Below are 16464 nucleotides of genomic sequence, written 5' to 3'. Positions count from 1 at the left end.
ACGGCCGAGTGCCGCGCCCCGTCACGATGGTCCCGGATTCCTCAAATTAGGGTTAAGACTTCCTGATGAATTGCGTGGTCCGCCGGTCACCGCGAAGGCGATGCCGTTCGTCCGCGTCGATCAGAGACCGAGGGCCCGCGTCCAGATCGCCGTCTCGGGCAGGACCATCACCGCCGCGAAGGCCAGCGCGATACCGTAGGGCACGCCCGTGCGCTTGTCGTGGAGGTGGAGGAGGAACGGCATGCGCGACAGGGTCGACCCGACGAACACCGGCAGGGGCTGCGAGCGCAGGGCGAGAATTGCCACCGTGAGCACGCCTCCCGCCAGGGCCGCGAGGGTGAAGTAATCGAGCAGATGGTCGAAGCCGATCCAAAGGGCGGTGCCCGCCGCGAGCTTTGCGTCGCCCCCACCGATATGCCCGAGGGCGAACAGGGTGAAGGTGATGGCCAGCACGAGGGCCCCGGCGCCGGCATGCACCGCCAATTCGGTCCATCCGAACCCGAAGCTCGCGGCGAGGATGGCAAAGCCCGCGATCAGCGCGAGGGTGATCCGGTTCGGAATCAGCATCGTCAGGAGATCGTTGGCGGCAGCGTAGACCATCAGGAACGGGAAGACGAACAGAACGCTCGCCGTACCCATGCTCGCTGTACCCATGGTGGGGCTTTCAGAAGTAGTCAGAAGTAGAATGGGGGTTTGACAACGAAAGGAGGCGCGAACTCAGGAACGCGCCTCCTTTTCGGACCTCTTCCGCGCATCGTCCGCTGGAGCGGATGCGGGGCCTCGTCGTGCCGATCGCCGCTTCGGCTTCAGCTCTGCTTGAGATTGTTGCCGACGTACTGGAAGGTTCCGCTGATCTTGGTCGAGAGCACGTTGAGGGCGGCGATGATCGCGACGGCGATGAGCGAGGCGATGAGGCCGTACTCGATGGCGGTGGCGCCGGACTCGTCGGAGGCAAAACGCTTGAAGATGTTCGTCATGACGCAGGATCCTTGTTCGACCGAGAAGAAATCAGGTGCCGTCGAAGATCGTCACGTTTCGTCCGGCGACAGAAACGACATTGCCCGTCCCACGTTGCAAATCGGTTAAACGAGTCGCCGAAACCTGGGCTCGTCCGGTCCGATCGCAGCATGGTAAAGCTATCGTAAAGACTAGACCGTCTGCGAAGATGATGGAGGAGGCGGTTCGCCGGTGTCGTGCCCGGTCACGGCCCGTCCTTAGGGGCCTGTTTACCCTCCCTGTGTTTTGGTGATCCGTCGGCTCGACGAACGCGGTCGACCGCCGCTCCAATCCGCGCGGGTGCGGTCCCCAGGCACGAGTGATCCCCATGGACGACCGTTCCCCAGCTTTCCGATCCACCGCGTCCCGTGCGGTGGTTCCGTTGCTCGCCGCCCTTCTGCTCGCCGCCGCCCTCGGACCGGCCGCCGCGCAGGCGCCGACTTTGGTGACGGTGACGGTGGACAACGCCAAGGTGATCCGCTTGCCGGAGAACACACAGACGGTCATCGTCGGCAATCCGATCATCGCCGACGTGTCCCTTCAGAAGAACGGCGTCCTGATCCTCACGGGGAAGAGCTTCGGCTCGACCAACCTCATCGCCCTCGACCGCGGCGGCAACATGCTGGCCGAATCCACCATCAGCGTGCAGGCACCTCAGGCCGCCGTCGTCACGGTGCAGCGTGGCCTGGAGCGCGAATCGTATTCGTGCACGCCCAATTGCCAGCCCTCGGCGCAGCTCGGCGACTCGACGCGCTATTTCGGCGAAGTCAGCGGCCAGGCCGAAGCCCGCCGTGCCATGGCGGTCGGCGGGAAGTAGACCGCCTTCCCCCTTCGCTTCCTCAGAGGGTCTGGTTGTAGGCACCGACCCCGTCGTTCTCGCGCAGCACCCCGTCCACCGCCGCGAACATGGCGTGGAGGCGGTCCTCCGAGATCGGGCTCTCGATCACCACCACGAGTTCGGGTTTGTTCGACGAGGCCCGCACCAGTCCCCAGGTGCCGTCCTCGGTCGCGACACGGACGCCGTTGACGGTGACGAGGTCCGTGATCCTGGCGCCCGCGAGGGTCTCGCCCGCGTCCAACATCGCCCGGAACCGCGCGGTCACGGCCTCGACCACCCCGTACTTCACCTCGTCGGCGCAATGGGGCGACATGGTCGGCGAGCCCCAGGTCTTCGGCAACGCCCGGTAGAGGTCGGCCATGGAACGCTCTGGATTGCGGTCGAGCATCTCGATCACCGCGATGGCGGTGAGCAGTCCGTCGTCGTAGCCGCGCCCGATCGGTTCGTTGAAGAAGAAGTGCCCCGACTTCTCGAAGCCGGCAAGCGCCCCGAGTTCGTTGACCCGGCGCTTGATGTAGGAATGCCCCGTCTTCCAGTAATCCGTCCGGATCGCCAGCGCCTGGAGCTCGGGGTCGGTGTGGTAGAGCCCCGTCGACTTCACGTCGACCACGAAGGTGGCGCCGGGATGCAGCCTACCGAGGTCGCGGGCGAGCATGACGCCGATCTTGTCGGCGAAGATCTCCGCGCCCTCGTCGTCAACCACGCCGCAGCGGTCGCCGTCGCCGTCGAAGCCGAGTCCGACATCCGCCCCCGTCTCCTTCACGCGCGCCGCGATGGCGTGCAGCATCGCCATGTCCTCGGGGTTCGGGTTGTAGCGTGGGAAGGTGTAGTCCGGGTCGACATCGAGGGGGATCACCTCGACGCCCAGGGCCTCGAGAAGTTGCGGCGCGAAGGCTCCGGCCGTGCCGTTGCCGCAGGCGGCCACCACTTTGAGTTTTCGCGAGATCGGTTTCGCCCGCGCCTTCAGGTCGGCGAGGTAGACCTGCGAAAACCCCTCGACGAACTCGTAGGCGCCCCCATCCCGGTAGCGGTAGGTTCCACCCAGCACGATCTCCTTCAGGCGGCCCATCTCCTCGGGGCCGAAGGTCATGGGCCGGTTGGCGCCCATCTTCACGCCGGTCCAGCCGTTGTCGTTGTGCGAGGCGGTGACCATGGCCACGCACGGGCAATCGAGGGCGAACTGCCCGAAATACGCCATGGGGGACAGGGCGAGGCCGACATCCTTCACCCGCAGGCCCGCCGCCTGCATGCCGGCGATGAGGGCGAGCTTGATGGAGGACGAGTAGGCCCGGAAATCGTGGCCCGTGACGATGTCGGGGCGCACGCCCATCTCGTGCACGAGGGTGCCGATGCCGAGGCCCAGCGCCTGCACGCCCATCAGGTTGATGTCCTGCGGGAACAGCCAGCGTGCATCGTATTCGCGAAACCCCGTCGGCTTGACCAGCGGCAGTTCCTCGAACGCGAAGGTGTTCGGCACGAGCGCGGCGTGGGGCTTGGGGAACATCGCGGGGCCTCTCCAGGATCTCGATGAGGCTTATCCGAACGGCGTCGACAGAAGAAGTCCGGGCGGCGCTGCCCCCGGCACCTTCGCCTGAAGCCGACGCGTTCGCGTCCATCCGGGGGCCACTGTCCATCCGGCGTCGTGCGGGGCGGGTCCTTGAACCCGGGCGCCCCCCAGGCTATAGGCAACCCGCGCCCGCCAGACACCCTTGGAGGCACGGGCGCGAATCGGGGTTCGGTGTGGCCGTCCGTTTCGGGCGGCCTTTCGTTGTTCCCCGGCTTGTTTCAATCTTTGAAGGATCACGCCATGAGCGCAGTCAAGACGCTTGAGGCCGTGGCACGCGACCGGGTCGGCAAGGGGGCCGCCCGGGCCGTTCGTCGCCAGGGCCAAGTTCCCGCCGTCATCTACGGCGGCGGCCAGGCCCCGCAGGCCATCGCCATCGACCTCATCCGCACCCGCACCCTGATCTACGCCGGCGGTTTCAAGACCACGCTGTTCGAGATCAACGCCGGCGGCAAGAAGACCCGTGCGATCCCGCGCGACTTCCAGCTCGACCCGGTCAACGGCGTGCCGCTGCATGTCGACTTCCTGCGCGTCGTCGCCGGCCAGTCCATCACCGTCGAGGTGCCGGTGCACTTCATCAACGAGGACGCGGCCCCCGGCATCAAACAGCGCGGCGGCACCCTCAACATCGTGCTGCACACCCTGGCCCTCGAAGTCGCCCCCGATGCGATCCCCGAGGCCGTCGAGATCGACCTGACCGGCCGCGAGATCGGCGACGCCATCCACATCGCCGACGTCAAGCTGCCGGCTGGCGCCACCTTTACGGGTGAACCCGACGCCACCGTCGCCAACGTCGTGCCGCCGACGGTGCTCGGCGCCGAGGTGGAGGCCGAGGAGGCCGCCATTGCCGAGGCCCAGTCGGCCGAAGCCGCCGAAGAGAAGATCGAGGAGGCCGCGGAGGCCGCCGAGGACGAGAAGAAGGAGGACTGAGACCTGGGGCTCCCCCCGGTTTCACGTCCCTGAGGATGCCCCGGCCGCGAGGTCGGGGCATTCCTGTTTCCAGACCCTTTTCACCTGTTCCCAGACTCCCTCGCTGGTCCGGTTCTCCCTCGTTCGGCAGGAAACGTCGCGCCATGCGCCTGATCGTCGGCCTCGGAAATCCGGGCGCCCGCTACGCCCGCAACCGCCACAACATCGGCTTCCTCGCCCTCGACGAGATCGCGCGGGTGCACCGGGCCGGTCCGTGGCGGAAGAAGTTCCAGGGTGAGATCGCAGAGGCGGTCCTGGGAACCGAGCGCGCGGTCCTGCTCAAGCCGCAGACCTTCATGAACGACTCGGGCCGGTCCGTCGCCGAGGTGCAGCGCTTCTTCAAGATCCCCCTCGGCAGCGTGATCGTGCTGCACGATGAACTCGACCTCGCCCCGGCCAAGGTCCGGGTGAAGCTCGGCGGCGGCAATGCCGGGCATAACGGCCTGCGCTCGATCACGGCCCAATGCGGCAACGACTATCACCGGGTCCGCCTCGGCATCGGGCATCCGGGCGACAAGGCCCTGGTCCACGCCTACGTGCTCAACGATTTCGGCAAGGACGAGGGGCCCTGGCTCGACGATCTCAACCGGGCCATCGCCGACCACATCGCCCTGCTGGCGGCGGGCGAGGATGCGAGCTTCCAGAACAAGGTTCACCTCGCCATGGCGGGGCGCGGCTGGGACGACGTCAAGGGCGTCGGCGAACGGGCGAGTTCGGGCAAGCCCGCTTGAGGCTGCGAATTGACACGAAAACACGGGGACACGATATCGGGTGCGGAACTGGGGAGCGGGCGATGAAGAATGTCACGGTGACAATGGACGACGCGGTTCTGCAACGCGCTCGTGTGGCGGCGGCGCGGGACGGTAAGAGCTTGTCGAAATTCATCGCCGAGACGGTCGAAGTCCGAGTTGGACGTCCGCTCAATCAGCTCGAAGCGCTCGAGCAATTCCTGGCCGGGCCCCTTCTCCCCCTCACCGATGAGAACGGGAAGGCTCCTTCACGCGATGATCTCTACGACTGATCTCGTTTTCATCGATACGAACGTTCTCATCTACGCACGAGACGACCGCAATGCGACGAAGCGCGAGCGGGCTCGCTCCTGGCTTGGAACGGTCGGAGCGAGCGGGCGGGCGCGCACCAATCTTCAGGTTCTCAGCGAACTGACTCGGTGGCTCCTGAAGAAGGAGAGCCATCGCTCAGCGGACGACATTCGCTCGGACATCGCGGCCCTGCGAAGCTGGGGCGATCGTCCGATCTCGGAGGAGGACGTGGAATTGGCATGGTCCGTCCGAAACCGGCTTGGATATCAATGGTTCGACTGCCTGCTCGTGGCAGGTGCTTCGCTGGCCGGCTGCCGGTTCTTCCTCACCGAGGATATGGGACACGGCACGGTTTTCGAGGGGCTGACCCTCATCGATCCCTTTCAAGCGTCGCCAAACGACGTGTTTCAACGGAACTGACACCATGGGCTTCAAATGCGGTATCGTCGGCCTGCCGAACGTCGGCAAGTCGACCCTGTTCAACGCGCTGACGCAGACGGCGGCGGCGCAGGCGGCGAACTATCCGTTCTGCACCATCGAGCCGAATGTCGGCGAGGTGGCGGTGCCGGATACGCGCCTCGACGATCTGGCGAAGATCGCCGCCTCGAAGGAGATCATCCCGACGCGGCTTACCTTCGTGGACATCGCCGGCCTCGTGCGCGGCGCCTCGAAGGGCGAGGGCCTCGGCAACCAGTTCCTCGCCAACATTCGCGAAGTCGATGCCATCGCCCACGTGGTGCGGTGCTTCACCGACGGCGACGTGACCCATGTGGAGGGCAAGGTCGATCCGAAGGCCGATATCGAGACCATCGAGACCGAACTGATGCTCGCCGATCTCGATAGCCTGGAGAAGCGCCTGTTCGCCCTGGAGAAGAAGGCCAAGGGCGCCGACAAGGAAGCCAAGGAGGCCCTCGACCTCGTGAACCGCGCCCTGCCGCTCCTGCGCGAGGGCAAGCCGGCGCGCCTCGTTCCCCGCAAGCCCGAGGAGGAGGCCCTGTTCCAGACCCTCGGGCTGATGACGGCCAAGCCCGTCCTCTATGTCTGCAACGTCGACGAGGGCGACGCCGACAAGGGCAACGCCTATTCCGACGCGGTGCTGGCGCAGGCCAAGGCCGAGGGCGCCAAGGCGGTCGTGGTCTCGGCCAAGATCGAGAGCGAGATCGCGGTGATGCCGGTCGCCGATCAGGGCGACTTTCTCGAGGCCGTGGGTCTGGCCGAGCCCGGCCTCAACCGCGTCATCCGCGCCGGCTACGAGCTTCTCGGCCTCATCACCTACTTCACGGTCGGCCCGAAGGAGGCCCGCGCCTGGACCATCGAGAAGGGCACGCGGGCGCCGGCGGCGGCGGGCGTGATTCACACGGACTTCGAGAAGGGCTTCATCCGTTCCGAGACCATCGCGTTCGCCGACTACGTCGCCCTCAAGGGCGAGAGCGGCGCCAAGGAGGCCGGCAAGTTTCGTCTCGAGGGCAAGGAGTACGTGGTCCAGGACGGCGACGTGCTGCACTTCCGCTTCGCCAACTGAGCGGGCGCATGACCGGTATCGCTTTCGAGGATTTCACCCCCGGCGCCGTCATCGAGGGCGGGCCGATCACCGTGACCCGCGAGGAGCTCGTCGCGTTCGCGCGGGAGTTCGATCCGCAGCCGTTCCACCTCGACGAGACGGCGGCCGAGGCGACTTTCGTCGGGCAGCTCATCGGCTCGGGCTGGCAGAGCGCCGGCTTCGGCATGCGGCTCCTGCAGAAGCACGTCTTCCGGGGCGCGACCTCCATGGGCTCGCCCGGTGTCCTGCAGCTGCGCTGGCTGCGGCCGGTGCTGCCAGGGGATACCCTCGGCATCTCCGTGAAGGTCGACAGTTGCCGGGCCTCGAACACCAAGCCCGACCGCGGCTTCGTGCGGTTCGACCTGACCCTGCGCAACGGCCGCGACGAGGCGGTGATGACCCAGGCCTTCACGGTGATGTTCGCCCGCCGGGGGGCCACGCCGCTGCCGCCGCGTGTGGTCAATCCCATCGAGCCGAGCGCACCCGCGGAGGGGACCGACGCGGTGCAGCTCGATTTCCTCGCGGATGCCCCCATCGGGGTCGCCCGCGACCTCGGGCATCACCTCTTCACGCCCGAAGCAATTGTGGCCTATGCGAAGGCCTACGATCCGCAGGCCTTCCACCTCGATCCGGCCGCGGCTCGGGAGACCCATTTCGGCGCGCTCTGCGCATCCGGCTGGCACACGGCCGCCGTCTGGATGAAGCGCCTCCACATCACCCGCGCCCGCGACATGGCGCTCACCGCCCGGTCGGGCCCGGTGCCGCAGCTCGGACCCTCGCCGGGATTCCGCGACATGCGCTGGCTCGCCCCGGTCTATGCCGGCGACACCCTGCGCTATGCCTGCGCCCTCACGGCCAAGCGCCGATCGGCCTCCCGCCCCGGCTGGGGCCTCGCGACCCACCACAACACGGCGGTGAACCAGCACGGCACCAAGGTGTTCGAGTTCACCGGGTCGGTGTTCTGGCAGTGGGAGGGTTGATAGAAAAACCAAATCCCTCTATGGTTGTGCAATGAATTATTCCGTATCAGAAATTGAAGAGCTCAATCAGGTTTGTTCTGATTTGAGGGATGGCAAGACGGCTACCCCTGTAACAATTAGAAATTTTCTTTGGTGGTTCGATACGCAGAGACGAACACCCGCGCGCGTCCAGTATATTGACGAAGAGCTTGCAAGGTTAGGAATCAGGACGGTACCAAATTATCATGATATTTGGGTCGATACGCCTATTACTTTTGAGCTGATTGCTGATCACAAAGATGAGGCGGCTTCTAAGGAGAGTACTACCAATGCAGATGGTAGTATGAGTAAAGAAGAGGATATTCCTGAAAGAACAGCTGCCGACCCGTCATTCCGAATCGGGAAAATTCCTTCCGCAAATATTGCGCCTGTATACGTTTCCCCGAATGCAAATTTGGCAGAAGCAATAACGTTGATGTTAGCTAGAAACTTTTCTCAGCTTCCAGTCATGACTACTGAGCGTGACGTGAAAGGAGTTATTAGCTGGGCTTCGATCGGAGCGAGAGGTCTTGGAGCGAAACAAGGCTCTCTAGTTCAGCACTTCATGGATGAACATTATGAAATACCTTTGTCCGCTTCGCTCTTCTCCGGCATTCAAATTATTCTAGAGCACAACTACGTTCTTATAAGAGCTTCTGACCGGAAAATTTGTGGAATTGTGACTTCAAACGATATTGCCTTCCAGTTTGAGGAGATAAGTACGCCATTTCTTCTGATTTCGGAAGTCGAAAACAGCTTGAGGCACATAATTAGCAAGAAACTAAGTATAAGCGATATAAAAGATAGTTGCTCTCCAGAATATTTACCAGCGGAATTCTCGGATGTTGCGGAGCTGACATTTGGAAACTACGTAAAAATCCTTGAGAATCCTGTTAATTGGTCAAAAATTGGCCTAAGTCTAGAAAGGAATGTGTTCTGTAGCGAGCTCATGGCAATCAACGCCATCAGAAACGACGTGATGCATTTCGATCCAGATCCGTTGAAGGTTGAGGATCTCGAAAAACTTCGTAATGTAGCCAAGCTACTGAATAGACTTCGAGAAATTCGTGCCTACTAAGCCCGCCGCTCTGGATACAGGGACAGCAACCCGTCCGCGCTCGCGCGCGCCACGCCGCGCTCGGTGATGATGCCCGTCACCAGGCGGGCCGGGGTGACGTCGAAGGCGGGGTTGGCCACGGGGCTGCCGGGGGACACCACCTCGATGGTCGCGAAGGCGCCGTCGGGGAGGCGGCCGGTGAGGTGCGAGACCTCGCGGCCGTCGCGCTCCTCGATGGGGATCTGGGCCACGCCGTCGTCGAGGGTCCAGTCGATGGTCGAGAACGGCAGGGCGGCGTAGAACGGGATGCCGTTGTCCGAGGCCGCCAGGGCCTTCAGGTAGGTGCCGATCTTGTTGCAGACATCGCCCGAGGCCGTGGTGCGGTCGGAGCCGACGATGCAGAGATCGATGCGGCCGTGCTGCATGAGGTGGCCGCCGGCATTGTCGGCGATGACCGTGTGGGGCACGCCGTGGGCGTTGAGCTCGAAGGCCGTGAGCGCCGCGCCCTGGTTGCGCGGCCGGGTCTCGTCCACGAACACGTGGACCGGCACGCCGGCATCGTGCGCGACGTAGATGGGGGCGAGCGCCGTGCCCCAATCGACGGTGGCGAGCCAGCCGGCGTTGCAATGGGTCAGGACGTTGACGGTGCGGCCGGTCCTGGCGTGGAGATCGGCCAGGATCTTGGCGCCGTGCACCCCGATGGCGTGGCAGCTCTCCACATCCTCCTCGGCGATGCGCCCGGCCTCGGCGAACGCGAAGGCGGCACGCTCGGTCTCCGGCACCGTGCGCAGCTTGGCCGCGACCCGGTCGAGCGCCCAGCGCAGGTTGATGGCCGTGGGGCGCGTGTCGGCGAGGAACTCCACCGCCCGCTCGATGCCGGCATCGGACGAATCCTCGGCGAGGCCGAGCGCCAGGCCGTAGGCCGCCGCCACGCCGATGAGGGGCGCGCCGCGCACCACCATGGTGCGGATGGCGGTGCCGGCCTCGTGCATGGAGGCGAGACGCTTCAGTTCGAACGCGAAGGGCAGTCGGGTCTGGTCGATCACCTGCACGGCGGCGCCGTCGGCATCGGGGAAGATGGTGCGGTAGGGCTGGCCGTCGATCTTCATGGCGCGCGTCCGAGAGGTGAGGGGCCGGGCGGGAGGCCGAGCCTTTACGTCAGAACGCCCCGGCGAGGCCAGCCTGTGCGAGAGCGATGCCGGCGCACGCGCCGATGTCCGCCCGGTCTTCGGGGGAGGGGGCGTACCAGCGGTGGACCGCAGGAAGCCGATCCGTTCACTTCCGGAACCCGCTCCACCGTTTGGAAAACTTGACTCGCGGGTGTCGGCGTCCTAACCGAGCCCAATCGATTCCGACGATCCGATCGTCAGCACGAACGCCGACCGGCCCCATGAGGCCGGAGGTCAACGCCCGACAGCGCGATGCGCCCTCGGGCGGGATTCGCGTTGGGGTAGAGGGCGTCGATCCCTCGTTCGTTCGAAAGCCGCATGCCCAACGCCACGCCCGACATGTCGAACACACCGCTGCGCCTCGCGGACGCGGTCAACGACGTCTGCCCCTGGTCGGGCAAGCCGATTTCGGCCGATGCATTGACCCTCTACAACGGCGCCGTCGTGGGCTTCTGCAGTCCCGAATGCCGGGACAAGTTCGCCCGTGCGGTGCGCAGCTTCGAGAACGCCCTCCAGGCGCGCCGGGCTGCGAGCGCAGGCGTCAACCAGTGATGCGCGACGGCGTGACGAGACGTGACGGAACGGGATTCGCCGTGACGATCCTGGTCCAGGGAGCCTGACGCATGTTCGAAGGCCTGTCCGATCGCCTGTCCGGCATTCTCTCGGGGCTGACGCGCCGCGGCGCCCTCACGGAGGCCGACGTCACGGCCGCCCTGCGGGAGGTCCGGCGCGCCCTGCTCGAGGCCGACGTCGCCCTCGAAGTGGTGCGCGACTTCACCGAGAAGGTGCGCGAGAAGGCCGTCGGTGCCGTCGTCGTCAAATCGGTCACCCCCGGCCAGATGGTCGTCAAGATCGTCAACGACGAGCTGACGGCGATGCTGGGCTCGGATGTCGGGCTCATCGACCTCAACGCGCCCGCCCCCGTCGCCATCCTGATGGTCGGCCTCCAGGGCTCGGGCAAGACCACCACGACGGCCAAGATCGCCCGCCGGCTGGCCTCGCGCGACAAGCGCAAGGTGCTGCTCGCCTCCCTCGACACCCGCCGCCCGGCCGCCATGGAGCAGCTGGCGATCCTGGCGCGTCAGGTCGAGGTCGAGTGCCTGCCCATCGTCGCCGGCCAGTCGGCCGTGCAGATCGCCCGGCGCGCCATGGACGCGGCCCGCCTCGGCGGCTTCGACGTGGTGATGCTCGACACCGCCGGCCGCACCACCCTCGACGAGGCGCTGATGCAGGAGGCGGCCGAGGTCAAGGCCGCCACCAACCCGCACGAAGTCCTGCTGGTGGCCGACGCCCTGACCGGCCAGGACGCGGTCGTCACCGCGCGGGCCTTCGACCAGCGCCTCGGCGTCACCGGCATCGTGCTCACCCGCATGGACGGCGATTCGCGCGGCGGCGCGGCGCTGTCCATGCGCGCCGTCACCGGCAAGCCGATCAAGCTCGTGGGCACCGGCGAGAAGGTCGATGCGCTCGAGGAGTTCCACCCCTCCCGCGTCGCCAACCGCATCCTCGGCATGGGCGACATCGTCTCCCTCGTGGAGAAGGCCGCCGAGACCATCGACCACGAGCAGGCGCTCCGCACCGCGGAGAAGATGCGCAAGGGTAAGTTCGACCTCGACGACCTGTCGATGCAGCTCGCCCAGATGGAGAAGATGGGCGGCATCGGCGGCCTGATGGGCATGCTTCCGGGCATGGGTCAGATCAAGAAGCAGGTCGAGAACGCCAACCTCGACGAGAAGATGTTCGCCCGCCAGCGGGCCATCATCTCGTCGATGACCGCGCAGGAGCGCAAGAATCCCGACCTCCTCAAGAACTCCCGCAAGAAGCGCATCGCGGCGGGTTCGGGGACGAAGGTCGAGGAGCTGAACAAGCTCCTCAAGATGCACCGGACCATGGCCGACATGATGAAGGCCATGGGTTCGGGCAAGCGCGGCATCGGCCAGGCCCTCGGCTCCATGTTCGGCATGGGTGGCGGAATGGGCGGCGGCGGGATGCCGGGCGGCATGCCGGGCCTGCCTCCGGGCATGCCGGAGCCGACGCCCGAGATGATCGCCGACATGCAGAAGCAGTTCGGCGGCAAGCTGCCCCCGATGCCCCCGGGCCTCGGCGGCGGCAAGATGCCCGGCAAGATGCCGGGGCTTCCGGGTCTCGGCGGCAAGGGCCTGCCCGGCCTCGGCGGCTTTCTGCCGGGGAAAAAGAAATGAGCGGCCCCGAGACCATGGCGGCGCAGGGGATCGACCCCGAACTCGTGCGCCTGCGCGAGAGCATCGACAATTTCGATGCCGCCCTGATCTACCTGCTCGCCGAGCGGTTCCGCTGCACCCAGCGGGTCGGCGAGCTGAAGGCCCGCAAGGGCCTGCCCGCCTCCGATCCCGGGCGGGAGTCGATGCAGATCGCCCGCCTGCGCAAACTCGCGATCGACGCCAAGCTCGATCCCGATTTCGCCGAGACCTTCCTGACCTTCGTGGTCAAGGAAGTCATCCGGCACCACCAGACGATTGCGGCCAATCACAACGCAATCGAAGAGAGAAAGTAGACATCATGTCCCTCAAGATCCGTCTCACCCGTGGCGGCGCCAAGAAGCGCCCGTACTACCGCATCGTCGTCGCCGACGCCCGCGCGCCCCGCGACGGCCGCTTCATCGAGAAGGTCGGCGTGTACGATCCCATGAAGGCCAAGGACGATCCGGCCCGCATCGTGCTGGAGTCCGACAAGATCCAGGCCTGGCTCGCCAAGGGCGCCCAGCCCACGGACCGCGTCCTGCGCTTCCTCGACGCCGCCGGCCTCGCCAAGCGCCCCGTGCGCAACAACCCGCAGAAGGCCGAGCCGGGCGAGAAGGCGAAGGAGCGCGCCGCCAAGCGCGCCGAGAAGGCCGCTGCCCCGGCCGAAGACGCCGCGGCCTGAGGCGCCAGCGATGGCCCGCCGTCCCCCCGGTCACACGCCCCACGGGGACGGCGGACGCCGCGCGCGTCCCGGACGCATCGGCGAGAGCGTACCGACTTCGGCCCACCGACTGAGGCCCGATGCCGATGCGCCCCTGCCCGCCACCGATCCGAGCCTCGTCCAGATGGGCGAGTTCGGCCGGGCGCACGGGCTCAACGGCGAGATCCGCCTGAAATCCTACACCGGCGACCCGCAGGCCATCGCGTCCTACGGCCCGCTCCTCGGCGCCGACGGCCGCCGCATCGAACTCACCGACGTGCGCCACGCCGGCGGTGCCGCGCCCGACCTCCTCGTGGTGCGGGTCAAGGGTGTGACCGACCGCACGGGGGCGGAAAGCCTCAACCGCCTCGCCCTTTACCTCCCCCGCGAGCGTCTCGGCACCGTGGCGGACGCGGACGAGTTCTTCACCGCCGACCTCGTGGGCCTCGACGTGGTCGATACCGCCGGCACCCGCCTCGGCACCGTCGCGGACGTGCCGAATTACGGCGGCGGCGATCTCCTGGAGATCAAGCCGGCGCTCGGCGGCGCCACGGCGCTGCTGCCCTTCACCAAGGCCTTCGTGCCGGAACTCGACATCGCCGGCGGCCGGGTCGTGATCGATCCCCCCGACGACCTGTTCGCTCCGGCCGGGCCGCGCCCGCCGGAGGAGCCCGTCTAGGGCCGGAACGGCGCTCCCGCACAGCGGCGATCCTCGATCGCATGAATCCGGGCGATCTCGCTTCCTGTCATGCCACTCTGTTCCTGGTCCTTCGATGAAGGGCAGGACAGCGCGAACAACATCGCGACGGGCACACCAGCCCTGAGGCGCCCGCCCTAACCCCGCCCCTCGATCATCACCGCCCGCGCCCGCTCGATGGGCGCCGAGCCCCGCGCCATGGGGCCGTCGAACGGGCGCTCGTGTAGGGCGACGACCCCCAAAGTCGTAACCATGGCGATGGAGAACATGATGAGCGTCGTCGCCTGCGCCACGGGGCGTTCGAGGTGGACGAGGCCGATGGCGACGAGGGTCAGCCCGGCCAGAACCATCAGGGTCAGCCATTTCGATTGATCCCCCTGGGCGTCGCTGAGCGCGAGGCGTTCACCCCGGGCCGTACGCAGGTTCATCACGGCGTCGAGCAGGAGGGCATGGGCGGCCCGGCCCGCCGCCTCGTGCTTGGGGTCGGCCGACACCGCCATCAGGCGACCCAGGGCGGCCCCCGCCACGGGCGACGACAGCCCGTCCGTCATCTTCGGCCATTCGTCCAGGATCAGGGCGTTGGCGTAGGTCATGAGGGCGGCGCGGATCTCGCTCATGTCCGACACCGTGGCGAGGCTGAGATCGTGGGCCGCCAGGAGGTTCGAGCGCTCGTTCTGCACCACCCGCCCCGCCTGACGCTGGCGCTCCCACGCATCGTTGGCGACGGTACCCGTGAGCAGGGCGAGCAGCACCGAGATCGCGGTGAAATAGGCCGGCACCATGCCGGTGCCGAGGCGCAACAGGATTGGCCGGGTCCGGCGCGAGTTGGTCAGGAGCACGAGGAGCCCGGTGGTTCCCGCGAAGACACCGCCCAGGCTGGTGAAGATCAGCCAGACCGGAAAGTCGAGCCACAGGCCGAGGATCACGCCGCGCCTCCCGTCGAAAAGTTCGTCGGGACCGTAGCGCCAAGCCCGCTACCGAAGGGTGAACCGCCCTCAGCGCGGCGTCGGGGCGGTGCGGGTCGCCGTGTCCCGGCAGGGCCGGATCGCGGCGGGCTCCGGCCGGTCCGCGGCGGCGGGGGCCGCGAAGATCGCCAGGTAGCCGACGCCCCCGTCGAGAACCTGGAAGCCGGTCTCCCGGTAGCCCGCGGCGGCGAGTTCGCAGCGCAGCAGGGCCGGCGGCGTGCCGTGGCGCGACGGAATCGCGTCGGCGTCGACGATGCCGACCCGGCCGCCGGGCTTCATCGCCGCCGCCAGATTGTACAGCAGGCCGAAGGGCTGGGTGATCTCGTGGTACATGTGCACGAGAACCGCGGCATCGACGGAGACCGGGGGCAGACGGGGGTCGTGCGCCTCGCCCCGCACCACCGTGACGTTGGGGAGCGTCGCCACGCGGCGTTCGAGGCCCGCGAGGTAATCCGGGGTCACGTCCTCGGCGAGCACGCGGCCCTGGGGGCCCACCCGCGTCGCCAGCCGCACGGTGTAATAGCCGCTGCCCGCGCCGATATCCGCGACGGTCTGGCCCGGCCCGATCCCCATGAGACGGGCGACCTGCCCGACCTCGTCGACCCGGTCGCGCTGCCCTTCCTGGGCCCAGAGCGGCGCGATGATCTCCGCCACCGGCCGGTCGGGTTTCGGGAAGGCGGCGGCCGGGAGACCCGGCGGCCCGAGGGGGTCGGCGGCGTGCGCCGGCAAGGGCAGAAGGCCGAGGAGAGCGGCGGCAAGCGGAGCGAAGCGCATCATGCCGGGACAACGGGTTCCGGTCTGCAAAAGTGCCCGCCCCGCGCGCGTTGACCCGCCGCCCCGCCCCGCGTCATGGAGCATCATGACTGAAGATAGCACGGCCTGGCGCGCCACCCTCCTCACCCTCTACCCCGAGATGTTTCCCGGGCCGCTTGGTCACTCCCTCTCGGGCGAAGCCCTGGCGCGGGGCACCTGGACCCTGGAGGCCCGCCAGATTCGCGAGCACGGCCTCGGCCGCCACCGCGCCGTGGACGACACCCCCGCCGGGGGCGGGGCCGGCATGGTGCTGCGCTGCGACGTGCTGGCGGCGGCCCTCGACGCGGCGGCCCCGGTGGACGATCCGCGCCCGCGCCTGCTCATGAGCCCGCGCGGAAAACCCCTGACTCAAGCCCGCGTGCGCGCCCTGAGCGCGGGGCCGGGCGTCGTCGTCGTCTGCGGTCGGTTCGAGGGCGTCGACGAGCGGGTCATCGCCGGACGCGGCCTGGAGGAGGTCTCCATCGGCGACTACATCCTGTCCGGCGGCGAAATCGCAGCCCTGACCCTGCTCGATGCCTGCGTGCGCCTGCTCCCCGGCGTCATGGGCAAGCTAGCCTCGGGCGTCGAGGAGAGCTTCGAGGGCGGGCGCCTCGAATACCCGCACTACACCCGGCCCCGGGACTGGGAGGGGCGAACCATCCCGGACGTGCTCACCGGCGGCAATCACGGTGCCATCGCGCGCTGGCGCGGCGAGGAGGCCCTCCGCCTCACCCGCGAACGCCGGCCGGACCTGCTCGACCCGTCCGAGCGGTGAGACACAAGTCATGGTGGGGCGAATAAGCCGTCTGTAGGCTGCCTCAAACGGCTTTTATCGAAAGCCAACTGAGTTTCATAAAAAGAAACTTGCCCCGACGCCGCGCGCGGTTCACTGCTCCGGGCGGGCCACTCCTCCCCAACGA

At 67.1% G+C, this 16464-nt stretch carries 20 protein-coding genes; 14 read left to right on the top strand and 6 right to left on the bottom strand.

Going from position 1 to position 16464, the window contains the following annotated elements:
- Positions 1-120 precede the first annotated feature (120 nt).
- Entirely contained in the window at positions 121-654 is a 534-nt protein-coding gene (locus tag ASF22_RS00900; RefSeq protein WP_244472962.1) for a prepilin peptidase, read from the bottom strand.
- Between the two features lie 152 nt (positions 655-806).
- Positions 807-977 (bottom strand): Flp family type IVb pilin, encoded by a 171-nt coding sequence (locus ASF22_RS22735; protein ID WP_082483432.1) that lies wholly within the window; start codon positions 975-977, stop codon positions 807-809.
- Positions 978-1324: 347 nt separating this feature from the next.
- On the opposite strand from ASF22_RS22735, the gene ASF22_RS00895 reads away from it, so the two are divergent.
- A complete protein-coding gene (locus ASF22_RS00895) occupies positions 1325-1813 on the top strand; it encodes a pilus assembly protein N-terminal domain-containing protein (RefSeq protein ID WP_056260659.1) in 489 nt (162 codons plus the stop codon).
- A 22-nt stretch (positions 1814-1835) separates the two neighbouring features.
- Here the strand turns inward: ASF22_RS00895 and ASF22_RS00890 are convergent, their stop codons facing one another.
- Positions 1836-3338: a phosphomannomutase/phosphoglucomutase gene (locus ASF22_RS00890; RefSeq protein ID WP_056260657.1), complete on the bottom strand. Its 1503-nt coding sequence runs from the start codon at positions 3336-3338 to the stop codon at positions 1836-1838.
- Between the two features lie 303 nt (positions 3339-3641).
- Between ASF22_RS00890 and ASF22_RS00885 the strand changes: the two genes are divergently transcribed.
- The 7 genes from ASF22_RS00885 (at position 3642) to ASF22_RS22730 (ending at position 9023) form a co-directional block, all read left to right on the top strand.
- Complete coding sequence (locus ASF22_RS00885) at positions 3642-4328, top strand: 50S ribosomal protein L25/general stress protein Ctc (RefSeq protein ID WP_056170127.1); 687 nt, start codon at positions 3642-3644, stop codon at positions 4326-4328.
- 143 nt (positions 4329-4471) lie between these two features.
- Positions 4472-5098 (top strand): aminoacyl-tRNA hydrolase, encoded by a 627-nt coding sequence (pth, locus tag ASF22_RS00880; protein WP_056260655.1) that lies wholly within the window; start codon positions 4472-4474, stop codon positions 5096-5098.
- Between the two features lie 62 nt (positions 5099-5160).
- On the top strand, positions 5161-5388 hold the full coding sequence (locus ASF22_RS00875; RefSeq protein ID WP_056170121.1) for a hypothetical protein: 228 nt from the start codon (positions 5161-5163) through the stop codon (positions 5386-5388).
- Complete coding sequence (locus tag ASF22_RS00870; protein ID WP_056260653.1) at positions 5372-5827, top strand: PIN domain-containing protein; 456 nt, start codon at positions 5372-5374, stop codon at positions 5825-5827. Before ASF22_RS00875 ends, ASF22_RS00870 begins: the two co-directional genes overlap by 17 nt.
- Before the next feature lie 4 nt (positions 5828-5831).
- Positions 5832-6929 (top strand): redox-regulated ATPase YchF, encoded by a 1098-nt coding sequence (gene ychF, locus ASF22_RS00865; protein WP_056260651.1) that lies wholly within the window; start codon positions 5832-5834, stop codon positions 6927-6929.
- Between the two features lie 8 nt (positions 6930-6937).
- Positions 6938-7927 carry a MaoC family dehydratase gene (locus ASF22_RS00860; protein WP_056260649.1) on the top strand — a complete coding sequence of 330 codons (990 nt, stop codon included), beginning with the start codon at positions 6938-6940 and terminating at the stop codon, positions 7925-7927.
- 31 nt (positions 7928-7958) lie between these two features.
- Positions 7959-9023 carry a CBS domain-containing protein gene (locus ASF22_RS22730; RefSeq protein ID WP_082483430.1) on the top strand — a complete coding sequence of 355 codons (1065 nt, stop codon included), beginning with the start codon at positions 7959-7961 and terminating at the stop codon, positions 9021-9023.
- On the opposite strand, the gene mtnA is transcribed toward ASF22_RS22730, so the two are convergent.
- Complete coding sequence (gene mtnA, locus ASF22_RS00855; protein WP_056260648.1) at positions 9020-10111, bottom strand: S-methyl-5-thioribose-1-phosphate isomerase; 1092 nt, start codon at positions 10109-10111, stop codon at positions 9020-9022. The two genes, ASF22_RS22730 and mtnA, sit on opposite strands and share 4 nt — an antisense overlap.
- Positions 10112-10489: 378 nt before the next feature.
- On the opposite strand from mtnA, the gene ASF22_RS00850 reads away from it, so the two are divergent.
- The 5 genes from ASF22_RS00850 (at position 10490) to rimM (ending at position 13769) form a co-directional block, all read left to right on the top strand.
- Positions 10490-10723: a glutathione S-transferase gene (locus ASF22_RS00850; protein WP_244474167.1), complete on the top strand. Its 234-nt coding sequence runs from the start codon at positions 10490-10492 to the stop codon at positions 10721-10723.
- Between the two features lie 71 nt (positions 10724-10794).
- Positions 10795-12372 (top strand): signal recognition particle protein, encoded by a 1578-nt coding sequence (gene ffh, locus ASF22_RS00845; RefSeq protein WP_056260646.1) that lies wholly within the window; start codon positions 10795-10797, stop codon positions 12370-12372.
- Positions 12373-12386: 14 nt separating this feature from the next.
- On the top strand, positions 12387-12704 hold the full coding sequence (locus ASF22_RS00840) for a chorismate mutase (RefSeq protein ID WP_056170686.1): 318 nt from the start codon (positions 12387-12389) through the stop codon (positions 12702-12704).
- 5 nt (positions 12705-12709) lie between these two features.
- Entirely contained in the window at positions 12710-13072 is a 363-nt protein-coding gene (gene rpsP / locus ASF22_RS00835) for a 30S ribosomal protein S16 (protein WP_056170094.1), read from the top strand.
- 10 nt (positions 13073-13082) lie between these two features.
- Positions 13083-13769: a ribosome maturation factor RimM gene (rimM, locus tag ASF22_RS00830; RefSeq protein WP_056260645.1), complete on the top strand. Its 687-nt coding sequence runs from the start codon at positions 13083-13085 to the stop codon at positions 13767-13769.
- 155 nt (positions 13770-13924) lie between these two features.
- Here the strand turns inward: rimM and ASF22_RS00825 are convergent, their stop codons facing one another.
- Positions 13925-14713, bottom strand: coding sequence for a DUF4239 domain-containing protein (locus tag ASF22_RS00825; protein ID WP_056260642.1), 789 nt, complete (start codon positions 14711-14713; stop codon positions 13925-13927).
- Positions 14714-14782: 69 nt separating this feature from the next.
- Positions 14783-15529, bottom strand: a complete 747-nt coding sequence (locus tag ASF22_RS00820; RefSeq protein ID WP_056260639.1) for a methyltransferase domain-containing protein — start codon at positions 15527-15529, stop codon at positions 14783-14785.
- Positions 15530-15611: 82 nt separating this feature from the next.
- Here ASF22_RS00820 and trmD point away from each other — a divergent pair, with 82 nt between their 5' ends.
- On the top strand, positions 15612-16319 hold the full coding sequence (gene trmD / locus ASF22_RS00815) for a tRNA (guanosine(37)-N1)-methyltransferase TrmD (protein ID WP_056260637.1): 708 nt from the start codon (positions 15612-15614) through the stop codon (positions 16317-16319).
- Positions 16320-16464: the final 145 nt, after the last annotated feature.

The sequence above is a fragment of the Methylobacterium sp. Leaf87 genome (assembly GCF_001422775.1).
Classification (GTDB): domain Bacteria; phylum Pseudomonadota; class Alphaproteobacteria; order Rhizobiales; family Beijerinckiaceae; genus Methylobacterium.
The sequence above is the reverse complement of the archived record's forward strand: the minus strand, read 5'-3'. Positions and strand labels throughout refer to the sequence as shown.